At 60.1% G+C, this 17041-nt stretch carries 14 protein-coding genes; 6 read left to right on the plus strand and 8 right to left on the minus strand.

Going from position 1 to position 17041, the window contains the following annotated elements:
* Positions 1-530, minus strand: a 530-nt coding sequence (locus QD461_RS10270; protein WP_414087661.1) for a CDP-diacylglycerol diphosphatase, incomplete at its 3' end; no start/stop codon positions are given.
* A 342-nt stretch (positions 531-872) separates the two neighbouring features.
* Between QD461_RS10270 and QD461_RS10275 the strand changes: the two genes are divergently transcribed.
* On the plus strand, positions 873-1076 hold the full coding sequence (locus QD461_RS10275) for a hypothetical protein (protein ID WP_414087662.1): 204 nt from the start codon (positions 873-875) through the stop codon (positions 1074-1076).
* Positions 1077-1167: 91 nt separating this feature from the next.
* On the opposite strand, the gene QD461_RS10280 is transcribed toward QD461_RS10275, so the two are convergent.
* The gene (locus QD461_RS10280; protein WP_414087663.1) at positions 1168-1836 is read right to left on the minus strand and encodes a Type 1 glutamine amidotransferase-like domain-containing protein; all 669 of its coding nucleotides are present in this window, start codon (positions 1834-1836) and stop codon (positions 1168-1170) included.
* Positions 1837-2257: 421 nt separating this feature from the next.
* Between QD461_RS10280 and QD461_RS10285 the strand changes: the two genes are divergently transcribed.
* Genes QD461_RS10285 through QD461_RS10295 form a run of 3 tightly spaced genes read left to right on the plus strand, consistent with a single transcriptional unit; the run spans position 2258 to position 5999 of the window.
* Entirely contained in the window at positions 2258-2731 is a 474-nt protein-coding gene (locus tag QD461_RS10285; RefSeq protein ID WP_414087664.1) for a (2Fe-2S)-binding protein, read from the plus strand.
* The gene (locus QD461_RS10290) at positions 2731-3714 is read left to right on the plus strand and encodes an FAD binding domain-containing protein (RefSeq protein ID WP_414087665.1); all 984 of its coding nucleotides are present in this window, start codon (positions 2731-2733) and stop codon (positions 3712-3714) included. Before QD461_RS10285 ends, QD461_RS10290 begins: the two co-directional genes overlap by 1 nt.
* Positions 3711-5999 (plus strand): xanthine dehydrogenase family protein molybdopterin-binding subunit, encoded by a 2289-nt coding sequence (locus QD461_RS10295; protein WP_414087666.1) that lies wholly within the window; start codon positions 3711-3713, stop codon positions 5997-5999. Before QD461_RS10290 ends, QD461_RS10295 begins: the two co-directional genes overlap by 4 nt.
* Positions 6000-6088: 89 nt before the next feature.
* Here the strand turns inward: QD461_RS10295 and QD461_RS10300 are convergent, their stop codons facing one another.
* Positions 6089-7174 carry a DJ-1/PfpI family protein gene (locus QD461_RS10300; protein ID WP_414087667.1) on the minus strand — a complete coding sequence of 362 codons (1086 nt, stop codon included), beginning with the start codon at positions 7172-7174 and terminating at the stop codon, positions 6089-6091.
* 62 nt (positions 7175-7236) lie between these two features.
* On the opposite strand from QD461_RS10300, the gene QD461_RS10305 reads away from it, so the two are divergent.
* Both QD461_RS10305 and mgrA read left to right on the plus strand, forming a co-directional pair.
* Complete coding sequence (locus QD461_RS10305) at positions 7237-8262, plus strand: GlxA family transcriptional regulator (protein WP_414087668.1); 1026 nt, start codon at positions 7237-7239, stop codon at positions 8260-8262.
* Positions 8263-8496: 234 nt separating this feature from the next.
* Positions 8497-9540, plus strand: a complete 1044-nt coding sequence (mgrA, locus tag QD461_RS10310) for an L-glyceraldehyde 3-phosphate reductase (protein ID WP_414087669.1) — start codon at positions 8497-8499, stop codon at positions 9538-9540.
* A 63-nt stretch (positions 9541-9603) separates the two neighbouring features.
* Here the strand turns inward: mgrA and QD461_RS10315 are convergent, their stop codons facing one another.
* The 5 genes from QD461_RS10315 to QD461_RS10335 all read right to left on the minus strand — a co-directional run bounded on the left by QD461_RS10315 (position 9604) and on the right by QD461_RS10335 (position 16724).
* Complete coding sequence (locus QD461_RS10315; RefSeq protein ID WP_414087670.1) at positions 9604-10857, minus strand: LVIVD repeat-containing protein; 1254 nt, start codon at positions 10855-10857, stop codon at positions 9604-9606.
* Between the two features lie 82 nt (positions 10858-10939).
* Positions 10940-11983 (minus strand): substrate-binding domain-containing protein, encoded by a 1044-nt coding sequence (locus tag QD461_RS10320; RefSeq protein WP_414087671.1) that lies wholly within the window; start codon positions 11981-11983, stop codon positions 10940-10942.
* A 46-nt stretch (positions 11984-12029) separates the two neighbouring features.
* Positions 12030-13064 (minus strand): ABC transporter permease, encoded by a 1035-nt coding sequence (locus QD461_RS10325; protein ID WP_414087672.1) that lies wholly within the window; start codon positions 13062-13064, stop codon positions 12030-12032.
* A complete protein-coding gene (locus QD461_RS10330; RefSeq protein WP_414087927.1) occupies positions 13061-14545 on the minus strand; it encodes a sugar ABC transporter ATP-binding protein in 1485 nt (494 codons plus the stop codon). Before QD461_RS10330 ends, QD461_RS10325 begins: the two co-directional genes overlap by 4 nt.
* Before the next feature lie 295 nt (positions 14546-14840).
* Positions 14841-16724, minus strand: a complete 1884-nt coding sequence (locus tag QD461_RS10335) for an MFS transporter (RefSeq protein ID WP_414087673.1) — start codon at positions 16722-16724, stop codon at positions 14841-14843.
* Between the last annotated feature and the right edge of the window lie 317 nt (positions 16725-17041).

A 17041-nucleotide genomic window follows, 5' to 3' on the forward strand; every position in this document is an offset into this window, starting at 1 on the left:
CCCTTGACCCGCCCCTTGACCCGCAGCGCCGTGAACTGATGTCCGGCGATGGTATCGGGAAGGGGCGTCCAATCCGTGCCGACACGGTCCGCATCCGCCTTCAAGGCGGCTCGGGCATCGGCGCTGAGGCAGTCGACGTGGATGTGCAGCTGGTTCTGCGAGCGGGCCTGCTGCGCGTTGACGGCAAGGCTCAAGCCATCCCGCGGGACGGCGTGTGGCAGGCGGGCGTTGACATTGGCCCGTTCAGTCCACGCGTCGGCGAAGAAATTATGCGTCGCGGGATCGAGGAGGGCGGCACTTTCCATGCCGGTGAGTTTGTCGGTAGGGATCAGAAGAACCTGCGCGATGCCTCTCAAGTCCTTGAGGATCGCATAGTGTTCGCCCGTGTTCACTGAGAGGCAGGGCGCGGTCTGGACGGCGCATTTGTCATGCACGATCTTCCACAACACATCGGAATCGGCAAAGGCGGGAGCGAAGAGAAGGGGGAGAAAAGAGGCGGTAAGGGCGGTGACGCGGCGGGAGACTGTCATGCACAAAGGTTCCCTTGTTCAAATAGCTTGGGCGTTCCTCAAGATTCCCTGAAACATAATCCGGACCTGTGAGGCGGTTATGACGGTACGACAGGCGAGACGCCAGAGCGGATGATGATATCGCTCCGCAAATGGCTGATTTCATTTTCGCGTCACTCTGGCTTAAGGGCGCTTTCAGCTTGGTTGCCTAAATGGCGAGAGCCGGGGAGAACCATGCCTTGCCTCAGGACGGAAAGGTTGCCTTCATGTGGAAGTCTGTGACCTTTCAAATGCCGGGGACGAGGTGTTCATAACGCTCGAACGCCGCAATCCAGCAGCAGAGCGAAAAAACAGGAGCTTAAAATGGGTATCGGAAAGCTGATTGAAGAAGTAGCTGGCGCCGTTGCCGCTGAAGACGCCGTAGACGCTGTCGATCCGAATGCAGGCATTCTGACGAAGGCTGCCGCTGCGGTCGCGGGTTTTGAGGGCGTGAACAAGCTGACGGACGTGCTGAAAGAAAAAGAAGAGAAGCCGGCCGCCGACAATAGTGGCGATCAAAACGGCTAATCGCCGAGAGCTGCCTTTCCGCTGCGCGGATTTCCAAAATAGATTCGGGAGCCGGGGCTGTGTCCCGGCTTTCTGCTTCCATGAGTTTGCTTCAGCGCTCGAAGAGCCTCCAGTGCCCTTCGGAAATCACCTCGACGCCACCGTCCACCACCTTGATAGCCGTCTCGTCGTCGACTGCGTAGCCCGGCACCGGCAGGCGCGCAGCCCACTTCTCGGCGTCGGCCATAGTGTTCTCCGGGCACGCGGGATTGTCCAGATGCGGGAAGATCGAGAAGCAGACCATGCCAAGCGCGCTGTCCCCGCCGGCGGCCGGTTTCCAGCCCACGAACTCGTCGCCGACGTGCGGAGCCATTACCATGCTGCCTGCGCTCAATCCCACATAGACCGTCTTGCTGAGCGATGGGAACAGATCCGCCAGGCCGGACTGAAGCATCCAATGGTGCAGATAAAGGACGTCGCCGCCGCATACCAGCAGGGCATCGGTCTCCCGGACCAAGGGGATCCAGTTATTCTCGTCGATGCTCGGCAATGCGGTCAGCTCGAGCATTCCTATGGACTTCCATCCCAACTCGACCATGGGCGTTGACGTCTGCCCGGCGATCTGTCGCCACGTCATGACCGCGGTTCTCGGCAGCATGCCGTACATCGCGGTGGGGATGCACAGGGCGGTGGATTCGGCGATCGACTTGCCCAGCATGTCGATGAGGGCGTTGCGGATGCTCTGGTTGCTGACGCCGCCAGAGGTGAGGAGAAGCTTCATCGCGCCTTCCTTGGCCATTGAGAGCCGGGGTGAGTCACGGCTAGGTGTGGAAGCTTTCAAACGCCGACGCGTTCTTCGCAGGTGAGTTAATCACGCCGCACTGCCCCCCACAAGGGGCGGTGCGGCTGATAAAGGCCGGTTGTCACATCCACGCCTAATCGCGCCAAACCGTTCGGAAATCCGGAAAAACGCTCAGGAGCCGATCAGGGCTTGACGAAAGAGCGCCAGGCATTAATTTAAACGGAGGCGCCTCCGTTTATCTGCGGCGTCTTTCGTTCCCTAGTTCTGATGAGCGCTGTGTTCGCGAAGCAAGCCACCGGCCTCGTCTTCCTGAAAATATCCTATAGCAACCGGTAGACCGTCGAATAGATTATTCTAGATCTCGTACGGCTGATCTTCGTGACGATGGCAGGAGCTTATCATGACACGAACCATTCATATTGCACTTGATATCAACGGACAGCGCCACGAACTCGATCTCGAGCCACGCGTGACCTTGCTGGATGCGCTGCGCGAGCATCTTTCGCTGACCGGCACCAAGAAAGGGTGCGATCAGGGCCAATGCGGCGCCTGCACCTGCCATGTTGACGGCAAGCGCGTGCTTTCCTGTCTGACGCTTGCCGCGCAAGTCGAAGGGCGTGCCATCACGACGATCGAGGGAATCATCGGCGAGACGGGGGATCTGCATCCAGTGCAAGCGGCATTCATCGAGCATGACGCTTTCCAGTGCGGCTATTGCACACCGGGCCAGATCATGTCGGCGGTCGCCTGTATTCGCGAGGGACATGCCGGTTCCGATACGGAGATCCGTGAATATATGTCCGGCAATCTCTGTCGGTGCGGGGCCTATAACAGCATTGTTGCGGCGGTGCGCCAGGCCGCGGAGGTAGCGTAATGCGAAACTTTTCGTATGTCCGTGCCACATCGACAGCCGAAGCCGCCCACGCGGCGCAACAGGCCGGCGCCATGCTGCTTGCAGGCGGCACGACTTTGCTCGACCTCGCCAAATGCGGGGTGACTGAGCCAGAGACGGTCATCGACATCACCCATCTTTCCGGCATGGGCGGCATCACCATCGACGTCGCCGGCGCCACGATCGGTGCCCTTGCGAGGATGAGCGAGGTTGCAGATCACCAGGATGTTCGTGCGGCTTTCCCGGCAGTCTCGGAATCGCTGTCACTTGCTGCCTCCGCCCAGCTGCGTAATATGGCGACCATCGGCGGCAACCTCCTGCAGCGGACGCGCTGTGCTTATTTTCGCGATCCCGGTGCCTTTCCCGCCTGCAACAAACGCAGTCCCGGCTCCGGCTGCTCGGCGATCGGCGGCGTCACGCGTAATCACGCTGTGCTCGGAACGAGCAAAGCTTGCATCGCTTCTTATCCCGGCGATCTGGCAGTGGCCCTCGTCGCATTCGATGCGGCGGTCGAAACGAATAGTCGTAAGATCGCCATCGAAGATTTTTTCCTCATTCCTGGCAATACGCCGAACAAAGAAACGGTTCTCCAGTCCGGCGAGATCATTACCGTTGTCACTATCCCGGTGTCCGCCGCTGCCCGGAATTCCACTTACATCAAGGTGCGCGATCGGCAATCCTACGAATTTGCTGCCGCGAGTGCCGCTGTCGGCCTTGAGCTGGAAGCGGATGGCAGGACTGTCCGCGATATTCGTATCGCGCTCGGCGGCGTCGCCACCAAGCCCTGGCGCGCGCGCGATGTCGAGCAGGCGCTTGTCGGTAAGGGCCTGAGCGCCGAGCTCGTGGAAAAAGCCAGCCGTCTCGCCATGGAGGGTGCCGTTTCTCACGGCAGCAACCGCTACAAGATCGAACTTGCGCCGCGCGTTCTCGCCCGCGCCATTCTGCAGATAGGAGGCCTCGCATGACCATGATGGAACCACGCAAACATGGCGCTGCTTCCGACGGCACGATCGGTGGCCGCCAGTCGCGCTTTGAAGGCAATATGAAGGTGACGGGAACCGCCACCTATGCGCTGGAATACCCTGTCGAAAACCTCGCCTACGCCGTCCTTGTGCAAAGTACGATCCCGGCTGGCCGTGTTCTGGAGGTTGATGTTTCGGCAGCGCTCGCCATGCCAGGCGTGCTGCTGGCTTTGACTCCGGACGACGATCTCGGCCTCAAGCTTTCGGCTGACTGGGGCGGCAACAAGCCGGTCGATGGACCCTATTATCCGCTGCCGCGCGACGTGCAGTTCAACGGTCAATCGATCGCCGCTGTCGTGGCGGAAAGTCGCGAGCAGGCGACAGAAGCGGCCAGACTGGTGCAGGTCACCTATGAGGCGAGCGAGCATGTCGCCGATCTCAACGATCCGAATGCCGGTGAGGGCAAGCTCGTGGAGCCGCTTTCGATCGCCTGGGGTGATGCCGAGGCGGCGCTTGCGGCATCACCGGTTAGGATCGAGGCCGAATATTCCACGCCTCGCGAATATCACGTCGCGATGGAGCCGCATGGCCTGACGGCGAAATGGGACGGCGATCAGCTGACGATCTGGGAGCCAACCCAATGGTCGCACGGCATGGCGCGCATGTATTCCGAATGGTTCGATATGCCCTATGAGAATGTCCGGATCATCTCACCCTTCATCGGCGGCGGCTTCGGATCGAAGGGGCAGCCGCTCGCTTATGGTGCTGTTGCGATTGTGGCCGCAAGAAAGCTTGGCCGGCCAGTGAAGCTTGCGGTCACCCGGCCGCAAAACTTCACGAGCTATGGCGGTCGCGCCGGAACCAGACAGAAGATTGCGCTTGGCGCGACGGAAGACGGCATCCTGCAGGCGATCGTCCACCGCGGCGCCAGCGAGACTTCGGTTTATGCCGACTGGCCTGAGCAGACGGGTGCGGCAACGTCCATCCTCTACAAGGTCGAGAATTTCTCGTCGGAGCATCGCATCGTGCCGGTCAACAGCGTCACGCCCGGGGCCCTGCGTGGCCCGGGCAAGAACCCAAGCGCCTACGGTATCGAATGCGCCATCGAAGAACTCGCCTACAGGCTCGGCATGGATCCGCTCGCGCTCAGGCTGAAGAACTATGCCGATCACGACTACCAGTCCGGCAAGCCGTGGTCGACGCGCCGGCTCCGCGAAGCCTTGGCCGAGGGCGCCGAGGCCTTCGGCTGGTCGCGGCGCAGCCACACGCCGCGCTCGATGCGCGACGGCAAGACGCTGATCGGCTGGGGTATCGGCTGCGGCACCTTCCCGGTCATCCGGGCGCCGAGCGAGGCCATGATCCGCATTCTCGCCAATGGCCGCGTGGAAGTCGTCAGCGGTGCCATCGACATGGGGCAGGGGACTTATACCATCCTTGCCCAGAGTGCCGCGGAGGTCTTCGGCATTCCAGTGGATCAGGTCGAAGTCCATCTCGGCGATTCACGCCTACCCGGTTCGGCGATCGCCGGCGGCTCGATGCTCGCCGGGTCGATCATGGGGGCTGTTCATAAGGCTGCGGTCGCGGCGCGCGATGAGCTTATCGGCCTAGCGCTCAGCGATGCCAATTCGCCTTTCCGCGATACGGGTGCGAACACGCTGAACTTTGCCGAGGGGCGCGTCGCTGCTCCGCGCGGCGAAGCGCCGTCACTGACGCTCGCGGAACTGATGTCCGCCCTCAAGCGTGGGGAGATCGAAGTTCGGCGCAATACCTTGCCGGATGGCGCTAACGCGCAGGAGCAGCTTCAGGCCTGGACGACGATGGCCAGGGTTCAGGGCCCGACCATGGGCGACTTCTCCTTGCACAGCTGGTGCGCCCATTTTGCCGAAGTGCGGGTCGACGAGGATTTCGGCACGGTGCGCGTCTCCCGCATGGTATCCGCCTTCGATTGCGGCCGCCTCTACAATCCAAAGCTGGTCGAAAGCCAGTGGCGAGGCGGCATCATCATGGGCATCGGTCAGGCGCTTCTCGAGGAAGGGTTGATCGATCAGCGCAACGGACGAACCGTCAACAACAATGTTGGCGACTATCTCGTGCCGACCAATTCGGACATTCCGGATATCCAGGTGATCTCCGTCGGCGTGCCCGATCACAATGCCTCGGCGCTCGGGGGCAAGGGCGTCGGCGAAGTTGGTATTGTCGGCGTGGCGCCAGCCATCGCCAATGCCGTGTTCCATGCGACTGGCAAGCGCATCCGCGACTTGCCGATTACACTGGAAAAACTGCTCTAGCGGCAGGCAGGTTTGAGCCGCACCGCGCAAGCATGCGGCTCAAACCTTGGTCCGACCCAACGACAGATCTTTCGTCGCTTGCGCCTGACTCAATGCCTTGTCGAATATTCCAGCTGCAATGCGACGATATCGGATGTTCGCGAGCCGTAGCGCGCGGCGATTTGAGATAGCGCGTCGTCGAGAATTCTCGCGGGCGGAAGCAGGGGAATTTCCATGCTGGAAGCGCTGTTTTCCGCGGAAACATCGGGCACCAGCACAAGGCCATTGCGCGAGCGAATAGATGCCGCCTGTTCGACAACGAGCGCCTGCGAACGGAAGGTTCTGGACCATGCATCAGCGGCCAGTGCCAGAGCGATTTCGTCGAAGCCATCCTGCACCGGCAAGCGGATAGTCTCATGGCCCCAGAAGGCGAGATAGTTGGCAGCGAAGCGCCAGAGCCGGCCCGTGGTCATGCGAAACGGCGTCGCGTCATGAGCTGCACTCCATCCGTCGACACCAAGGCCGGCTGCGACTGATTGCGCCTTAGCCCGTCCGCCGATCGCCTCAACGAGCGCAAGTGAAGCCGGGATCGAGGCCGTGACGCCCGTCGTGCTCACCACATTGCCGTCGACGACATAGCGCTGGTTGCGAACCCAATTCGCCCGGGGAAAGGTGCGCTTCATCTTGTCGAAAGCGTACCAGTGGGTCGTGGCGCGCCTACCGTCAAAAACACCTGCTCGTGCCGCAAGCCATGCGCCTTCGCAAATCGAGACGACCATTGCGCGTTTCGAGAATTGTTGACGGATCCAGGCGATGACATTGCGGTTGCGATCGTCATGCATGGCCGGGACAATGACGATGTCGGCACCTTCCGGATGTTCCCGATCGAAATCCGACATGGTCGTGTCCGGTCGGATTTTCAGTGCAGGCATCAGATCCACGACGCCCGCATGGGTCGAAACCACGAGTAGGTCGGCGATGCCGGCGCTGCGGATAATGCCATGGGGGACGACGAGATCCGTCGTCTCGGTGCCCTTGTTGTCCGCGACGATGACGATGAGGGGTCGTGTTCGGTGCGCTTTGAGTGGTGGGATTTGGATCGGGTTTTGGCCCGCCGCGAAGGTAATCGAAGCCCAGCCGATGGTGCCGAATGCGAACAGGAAAAGGAGGAAGGGTCTGAGATAGAGGCGATACATGGGATAGTCCAAAGGTGCGATGTTCTCGACTGGAGAATTATTCGCGGAGCCGACTGGCGGAAATGTCAAAGATATCGCAATTTACGCCAATGCAGGAACCCGCCCTTCATCCCAAACGTATCGCCGTCATCGGCTATGATGGCGTCCAGGCGCTCGATATTGTCGGCCCGATGGAAGTGTTTGCGATGGCGAACTTTTATCTGCCGCTGGGAGTGCCTCCCTATGAGGTTGTCCTTGCCTCTCCGGCGGGTGGGGCTGTGAAGAGCAGTTCGGCCGGAGGACTGGTGTTCGGCGAGACAACGGCGCTGGAGCAACTGCCCGTCGATCTCGATAGCATCATACTGGCCGGTGGAAGCGAAACCGGGCTGCGGCAAGTGATATTCGGCTCGGCTCTGTTGGACTGGCTGCATTCGCGCAAAACCGTCACCCGACGCATGGCGAGTGTTTGCACCGGCGCCTTCATACTTGCCGCCGGCGGATTTCTCGACGGCAGACGTGCGACCACCCATTGGAGCTCCTGCGCTCTTCTGAAGGAGTTGCGGCCGCAAATCGAAATCGAGCCGGATGCGATCTTCGTTGCCGCACCGCCGGTGTACACTTCGGCGGGCATTACCGCCGGCATCGATTTGTGCCTGGCACTTGTCGAGGCTGATTGCGGCCCGCAGGCGGCTCTGGCCGTCGCACGCCAAATGGTCTTGTTCATGCGCCGGCCAGGCGGGCAATCCCAGTTTAGCACCAGTCTCTCCATTCAGACAAATGCGACACCGAAGCTGCGCAAGCTTTTGAACGAGATTATTGAGGCGCCGGCGGACGATTTGTCTATCCCGGCATTGGCAAGCCGGGCAGGGATGAGTGAACGCACGTTTTCGCGCAGTTTCCGCAAGGAAACGGGCACGACCCCGGCGCAATTTGTGGAAACCGCGAGACTGAATCGCGCCAAGGCACTGCTTGAAACCTCGGATTGGTCGCTTGCGCGGATTGCCGAGCGTTCCGGTTTCAAAAGCCTGGATACTTTACATCGGGCATTTCTCAAACATCTTGGAGTGACCCCCGGCTTTTATCGGGCGCGTTTTGGTTCGGATGCGTAAGCAAGATGGCGGGCGCCTTGGCATGATGATCGCATCGGCCGCTCTATGCCGGTCATATGCGCGGATGCATTTGGCTCTGGAAAAAACATCTCCGAATGACGAGATAAAAAACATGGAATGGCTTTTTATTCGATTGGACTCTGCCATTCTCGGGGTGTTGTAAGGGCGAGCGCGACAGGCTTTTGGCCAGTCCCCGCTGGTGTCGGCACAATATGACCAACAGGAAGAGAATTCATGACCTACCATCCCGATCGGGAACGCTATGACTCGGCACATTTCCGCCGGGTCGGCCGAAGTGGCCTCAAGCTGCCGGCAATTTCCTTTGGCCTTTGGCACAATTTCGGCGATGCGACGCCTCTCGATACTCAGAGGTCAATCCTCTTCAAGGCCTTCGATCTCGGCATCACGCATTTCGATCTCGCCAATAATTATGGCCCGCCGGCGGGAAGCGCCGAGATCAATTTCGGCCATATCCTGAAACAGGACCTGGCCGGGTATCGCGATGAACTCATCATTTCGTCCAAGGCAGGCTGGGACATGTGGCCCGGTCCCTACGGCCGTGGCGGCGGATCGAAGAAGGCGCTGCTTTCGAGCCTGGATCAGAGTCTTAACCGGCTTGGCCTCGACTATGTCGATATTTTCTACTCCCATCGCTTCGACGCCGAGACGCCTCTGGAAGAGACGGCCGATGCGCTTGCGCAGGCGGTCCGGCAGGGCAAGGCGCTCTATGTCGGCGTGTCCTCCTATTCAGGCAACAAGACACGCGAAATCGCCGCGTTGCTGAAGGAGCGGCAGGTGCCGCTGCTGATCAATCAGCCGTCCTACAACCTCTTCAACCGCTGGGTCGAGAAGGATCTGCTCGCTGCCTCGGACGAGGTCGGAGCGGGTATCATTGCCTTCACGCCGCTTGCTCAAGGCCTGCTGACGAACAAATATCTGAATGGCGTCCCGCAGGATTCCCGCGTCAATCGACCCGGTGGCGACCCTCTGCGGCCGGAGCATTTGAAAGAAGAGAACATCGAACGCGCCCGCGCTCTCAATGAGATCGCCAAGCGCCGCGGCCAATCGCTTGCCCAGCTCGCCATCGCCTGGGTTCTCCGGGATCCGCGCGTGACGTCGGCATTGATCGGCGCAAGCTCGGCGCGGCAGGTAGAAGAAAACGTGGCCGCTCTCAACGACCTGAGCTTCAGCCCCGAGGAGCTTGCCGAGATCGATCGTTACGCCGTCGAAGGCGGCATCAATCTCTGGGAAAAGCCCTCGCATGAGGAACTGGTCTAAGAGGTTTTAACGATCTGCCCGATATGCCGGGCAGATCACCTTGCGACAGGCAGAGCAGTTTGCTCAGCCGCCATATTCGATGATTTCGAGACCGGCATTGTAGTCTGTTGCGTAGATCAGACCGTTTGCGTCGACGAAGACGTCTGCGGACTGGATGACCTTTGGCCGGCCGAGGCGGCGGTCCGTCATGACAGTTGGGCCTGCCGGGACAAGCGCGCCTGTTTCAACCGGATGATATGGGTCGGAAATGTCGAAGGCGCGAATGCCGGCGTTTTGCCAGGTGGCAAAGATCAGCGTTTCGGAGACAAGTGAGCCGGGCCGGTTTTCGTGCAGATTGTGCGGACCGAAATGGCCGCCTTTCTTGGTATAGTCGATCTCGGCAGGGGTAGGGAAAGTCGAGATACTGATCGGGTTTTCCGGCACGCGGATGTCGAAGATCCAGGTGTGCTTGCGGCCGTCCTCCTCATTGTCCAGCACGGCTTCATCGGCCACCACCAGCAGCTCGCGGCCCGGAAGCGGCAGCGGTGAGTGTGTGCCGCCGCCATAGGGTGGGCACCAGTTATGATGCTTGATGAGCTTGGGCGCGGAATGATCCTTGATGTCGAGAAGCGTCAAGCCTCCGTCCCGCCAGCAGGCATAGGCCGTATCGCCGTGGACGAGCGCGTGGTGCAAGGCATAGCGCTTGCCGTCACCCCAGTCAGGCGCTTCTCCTGCCGCCCGGTTCATGCCGGGAAGCCACCATTGGCCGACGAGAAGCGGTTTGGTCGGATCGGCAATGTCGATGGTGACGAAGATGTAGTCGGTGAAGCCGTCGAGCAGCGCCGAGGCATAGGCATAGCGGCCGCCGACATACCAGAGCCGGTGGAAACCGACGCCTTCGACATCAAGCTGGCCGATCTTGCGCGGCCTGTCCGGAACGGAGATGTCGAACACGCTCATGCCAGCCGTCCAGGCGCGCTCGCGCTTTCTTGAGGCAACAGTCTCGCCGACCGATTGCGTGTAGTAGATCTTCTCGTTGGTGAACGTCTCCACATCTGCGAACAGGTCGAGAGCGTTGATGACCAGCAACAGGTCATCATCGGTTTGCAGATGGATGTTCCAGGTGTTTGCCGGTGCCGCCACATAGTTCACCGTCTGCGGGTTCTTTGCATCGCGAACGTCGACAATCGAAAAACCTTGCGACCAGGGGTGAGCGACATAGGCGTAGCCGCGGTGAACCATCAGCTGCAGCCCATCGCCGCGGCCACCGACATCGCTATGGCCGATGAGTTTCATGTTGCGGGCGAAATCCGGCTTTCGCAGCTCGGTCGATGGCATGGGTCTTCCTCACATGTCTTCTGAAAACAAGAAATGCCGCTCCGGAAGGCGGAGCGGCACATTTGGCCAATGGTGGCGCGATTTAGTTTTTCGCTGCCGGAATCCAGGATGCCGTTGCCGCATCGCTCTTGAGGAAAGCAGGAAACTTCTGCTGCAGTTCCTCAATCGTGCCGATGTTGTTGTTGACCAGATCGTCGCGGGTGATGAGCGTCGGCTGGAGGAGGACGGAACGGCCCAGGGATTGGCCTGCAATTGCAAGCGAGACAGCGCGGACTGAGACTTCGCCGACGACGGCGGCGTTGGTTGCTGCAGTCGCGACCCACGCACTGTCCGGCTCGACCATCAGTTGGATGTCAGCGGTCGAGGTGTCGACGCCATAGATCTTCACTTGGCTTGAGAGACCGAGTTCGTCGATTGCGAGCTTCGCGCCCTTTGCGAATTCATCCCAGGGCGTGAAGATCACCGAAATATCCGGATTGGCGCGCAGTGCCGCCTTGGTCTGGTCGGCGACGGAGGCCGGAACGGTGTCGTTGACGACGCCCCAGACGGCCTTTTCCTTCAAGTTGTGCTTGGCAATGAAATCTTTCCAGACGGCATAGCGGCGGTCGAGCGGCGCAAAACCGGCGACATAGACGGCACCGCCGGTAAAGCCTTCGCCCTTGTCCTTGACGGCTTGATCGAGAATCAGCTTGGCCATGTCCTTATCGCTCTGTTCGATCTGCGGCACCTGCGGATTGTTGAGATCGACGTCATAGGCGACGACCTTGATGCCCTTGTCGAGAGCCTTTTGCGCGACGTCCTTGAGGACTTCAGGGCGGCCATTGTTGATGATGATACCGTCGACGCCGAGGTTGATCGCCTGCTCGATTAGATTGCGCTGCGTGTCGTTGTCGTTGCGGGCCTCCGAAACAGTGAGATTGACACCAAGGGCATCGGCCTGCCGCTTGACGCCGGCCTCGAAGGCCTGCAGCCAGTCGCCGCTGCCGAGGAAGCTGACGACGGCGATGTTGACCGCCTTCTTGTCGAAGGGGGCAGGTGCGCCGGGGAGGCCCGCAGCCGATGCGACTGTTGTCAGAAGCGAACCGGCGACGACGGCGGCTGCGATTGTGCTGAGCAATTTCATCATTGAAAATCCATTGAGCTTTAGGTTGGAGTGAGTGTTCCCGCAGCCTTTACGTCTTGCCGCGGCTGATGCCATAGGTCAGTGCAAGCGCACCAACGAGCACGGCGCCCTTGATGAAGTCCTGGGTGTAATACGGCGCGTTCAGCATCGTCAGGCCGTTGAGGAGAATGCCGACAAAGACTGCGCCGATCGTGGTTCCAAGGACGTTTGGCCGCCGAAGACCGAGCACTGCAAAGCCGATGAGCGAAGCGGCAACGGAATCCATCAGCAATGATGCGCCGGACGAAACGTCGCCGCGTCCGACACGCGCGGCAACGATGATGCCGCCGAGCGACGCAAGAACGCCCGACATCACATAGGCGATGGTCTTCAGACGGGGCACGTTTGCTCCTGCAAGCCGCGTCGCGGCTTCGTTGCCGCCGGTTGCATAGAGGAGGCGCCCAAGCCGGGTACGCTCCGTCAGGACGTCGAGCACGAGCGCGACGACCAGCATGAAGATGACAGGCAGGGGAATGGTTCCGAAGAGGCTCGACCTGCCGATGGTCAGGAATGCCGGGTCGACCTTACCCGTCGCGGTGGCCCCGCTCGGAAGGATCAAGCCTACGGAGATCGAGCGCCCGGCGGTGGGGATCAGTTGGAGACCGGTCAGGAGAAACATGGTGGCAAGGGTGGCCAGCAGATCCGGCACCTTTAGGCGCACGATCAGAAAGGAGTTGACGAACCCGACGAGCGCGCCGAACACAAGCACCAACGGCACAGTCTGATAGGCATTGAGATCGAGCACGATCATCGCGTAGCTGGCGGCCATGACGCTCGAGGCGGCAACTGCACCGACCGACAAATCAAAGCCACCGATTGCAAGCGTGATGGTGACACCGGCGCCAATGATGGCGACGACGGAGACTGCCTGCAGGATGCTCATCAGATTGTTGATGTTGATGAAGGCCGGCTGGGCAAAGCTGAAGATGACGATCAGGGCAAAGAGCAGGAAAAACACCGCGCCCCGCCGGACAAGTTCCTTGAGCGAGAACGCTTCGCGTGCCGACTTTCCTTTTTCCCCGATTTGGACGCTACCGTCGCTCATCTGGCGTATTCCTCGCTTTGCTTGATATCAGCGGTCGTCGGTGTGACGTCCTTCAGGCTATGATGTTCCATGACCAACACCCTGTCGGCGACTTCGAGCGCCTCCTCCGGATCTGACGTCGCAATCAACGTGGCGCGATCGCTGTGGGCACGTATGGCTGCGATGATGTCCTGGCGAGCGCCGACATCCACACCCTGAAACGGCTCATCGAGAAGCAACAGCCGGCTTGGTTCGGCCTCCCAGCGCGCCAACACGACCTTTTGCTGGTTACCGCCCGAAAGCGACCAGACCGATGCATCCGGTCCCGATGCCTTGATGCCAAGTCGGCCGATGGCCTTTTCTCCCTCGCGGGTTTCCCGCCCGGAAAAAAGGAAGCCGGATGCATACCATTGCTTCAGGTGCGGCAGACTGATCGTGGCTGCAATGCTCTCGCCCGGCCAGTCTGGTGGCATTAGTGAAGAGCGGTGACGGTCCGCGGCCGCCAAGACAACGCCGCGCGCGATGGCCTCGGCCGGCGAACGCGGCCCGTAGGGCTTGCCGTCCAGCAGCACTCCGCCGGTTGCAAAACGTTCTATGCCGAAGAGCGCCGAGAGCAGCCGGCTCTTGCCTGCGCCGAGCACCCCGGTTACGGCCACGACTTCGCCCGCATGCAACGAAAGGTCAAAGGATGGGCTGTCGGGAAATAGCCCGATACCCTGAAGTTGGAGCACTGTCCGGTCGAACTGTTCGCGCCGATGCGGGCGTGCGGCTTTCATCGACCGGCCGATCATAGTCTCGATGGCTGCGTCGAAATCGATCGGCCGGGCAAAGGCGCCGACATTGCGTCCACCGCGCAGGATGACGACGCGATCGGCGAGCGCGTCGAGATCGGCGGTGCGGTGAGAGATGTAGAGAATGCCGATCCCGCGTGCCTTCAGCTGGCGGACGATTTCATAGAGCCGGGTTGCCTCTCTTGCCGAAAGGCTCGCTGTGGGTTCGTCGAGGATCAGCAGTTGCGCCTTGTTCGATAGGGCGCGGGCGATGGCGACCATTTGCCGGTCGGCGGTTCCAAGATCGCCGAAATCCCGGTCAAACGGAAGGTCAAAACCTGCCTCCTCCAATATCGCGGCAGCTCTCTTTCGGACCGAACGGCGCGATAGGAAGAACGGTTGCCGCCCGTCGACGAACTGATTGAGCAGCAGCGCATCCGCGACGGAAAGGCCGGCGACGCCGACAACATCAGTGGACTGGTGCACGGTGACGATGCCTTGAGCCACTGCCTGCGCTGGGCTATCGGCACGATACTCCCTGCCGTTCCACAGGATGCTGCCCGCGTCGGCCGAATGAATGCCGGACAGGATCTTTACCAGCGTCGATTTGCCGGCGCCGTTGGCGCCCATCAGCGCGACGATCTCGCCCTTGTCGATTGTCAGAGATGCATTCACCAGGGCTTGCGTCGAGCCGAAAGCACGGGACAGATTTTGGATGGTCAGCAGGGTCATGGAGGCAGGTTCGATGAAAGTCTGCGACACTCGTAAGCTTCTGCTATCCGATCACAAGGGCGATCTTCCTTTCATCACTTATTCTATGGAAATAATTTTCTATTTCCGCCATTGATGGCGCGTGCGGGTGCAAGGCGAGCCGCCTATACGGGTATTTTTCAACCGCAAGGACGTTGCTATCGAAACATACAACACGGAGATCATGGGAGGAAAAAGGGGCTTCTGCTGCGCGCGATGCGGGCGCCGGAATGGAACGAGAACCCGGCGCAGTTTGCTGCGCCGGGCCACATTGTCCTTAGTTGATCGAGTCGAGATTGACGCCCTTGGTCTCGCGCACGAAGATCAGGCCGATGACCAGTGTCATTGCGGCGATCGCGATGGGATACCAAAGGCCATAGTAGATATCGCCCTTGGCTGCGCTCATGGCAAAAACGGTTGCCGGAAGCAGACCGCCGAACCAGCCGTTGCCGATATGATAGGGCAGCGACATGCCGGTATAGCGGATGCGGGTCGGGAACATCTCCACTAGAATGGCGGCGATCGGACCGTAAACCATGGTCACATAGATGACGAGGATCGTCAGAATGAGGATGGTCAGCGGCCAATTGATGCCTGCGGGGTCGGCAACCATCTTGAAGGCACCGCCTTTGGCGATGGTATAGACAGGCATGTCCGTCGCGCCGCCTGCCTGCTCCGCCGTCAAAAGCTTGGCCTTGACGAGATCGGCGACCGGCGTGACGGTCTTTTCGCCAGCTCGAACCGTGGCTGCGTTGAGCCCGAGTTCAGGGTTTGCTGCGATGAAGGCATCGAGTTTTGCGTCGGGAACCTTGGCTGGATCGCGCGCCAGCGGGAAGCCGGATTTTTGCAGCGCAAGGTTCATGTCATGGGTGAAAGCGACGCCCTTGGCTGCGGCGTCCTTTCCGGCGGCGGTCGCATCATAGGATGTTATCGTCGCGTCGCCGACCTTGACCGTTGCCGGCTGACCCGCAGGGCCATCGGCAATCGTATAGGGAACGGATGACTTCGACAGGAACGAGGTCGCGATATCGCAGGAATTGTTGAACTTCGCCGTTCCCACAGGGTTGAACTGGAATGTGCAATCGCCAGGTGCTGCCGTAACGGTGGCATGGATGGTCTGCTCCGCCTGGGCAAGAGCCGGATTGGCGGCCCGTGTCAGCGCGTTAAACAGAGGGAAATAGGTGAGGATTGCGAGCGCAAGGCCTGCCATGATGATGGGCTTGCGGCCGATTTTGTCGGAAAGCCAGCCGAAGAACACGAAGAATCCGCTGCCGATGAACAGCGCGATCGCGATCATGATATTGACCGACTGGCCATCGACTTTCAGTACGTTCTGCAGGAAGAACAGCGAATAAAACTGACCGGCATACCAGACGACAGCCTGACCGGCGGTGAGGCCGAGCAGCGCGATAAGCGCGATCCTGGCATTTTTCCATTGGCCGAAGGCCTCAGAGAGCGGCGCCTTGGATCCCTTGCCTTCTTCCTTCATCTTCTTGAAGGCCGGGGATTCGCTAAGCGACATGCGGATCCAGACCGAGATGGCGAGCAGAAGGCAGGATACGAGGAAAGGAATGCGCCAGCCCCAGGTGGCGAAGGCATCCTTACCCATGGCGTTTTGAACGACCAGGATGACGATCAGTGACAGGAAAAGCCCGAGGGTCGCCGTCGTCTGGATCCATGACGTATAATAGCCGCGTTTGTCGTCCGGCGCATGCTCGGCGACATAGGTGGCGGCCCCGCCATATTCGCCGCCGAGCGCAAGGCCCTGCAGCATGCGCAGGATGATAAGGATGACAGGGGCGGCGATGCCCCAGCTTGCCGATCCGGGAAGAACGCCGACCAGGAAGGTCGAAAGACCCATGATCAGGATCGTGACGAGAAAGGTGTACTTGCGTCCGACAAGGTCGCCGATGCGACCGAAGACCAGGGCGCCGAACGGCCGGACGAGGAAGCCTGCCGCAAAGGCGAGCAGGGCGAAGATGTTTCGGGTTGCCTCCGGATAATCACTGAAGAAGGTCGTGCCGATGAAGGCAGCCAGGGATCCGTAAAGATAGAAGTCATACCATTCGAACACTGTTCCAAGGGATGAGGCGAAGATGACCTTCTTCTCTTCCCTCGTCATGCCTCGACCCGTTGTCTCGGCCATGGACGTGGTTGCCATTACTCAATCCTCCCAATTGCACCAGGGACATCTTCAATCGATCTGTCTCATGTCCCCCATGATGAATTACGCAGAACTTTCCGGCCGAATAAGCGCGGAATGTCGCGCCAGTGGGTGCTCTCCCGATTTCCTCCCCGAGGAGATCACGCACCTGATGCAGCCGCGAGTTTTGGCTAAAAATTGAAAATTGCAATGCCTGCAACTGCCGGCGCTTATGAATAACTGTGTGTAAGCATCAAGGAATACGAATATATCACCATCCGGCATGACTGTGCTTGATTTATTCGCAAAGATGGAAGCCGGGCGCATCGAAAGTT

The sequence above is a fragment of the Rhizobium sp. BR 314 genome (assembly GCF_047445805.1).
GTDB classification, from domain to species: domain Bacteria; phylum Pseudomonadota; class Alphaproteobacteria; order Rhizobiales; family Rhizobiaceae; genus Rhizobium; species Rhizobium lusitanum_B.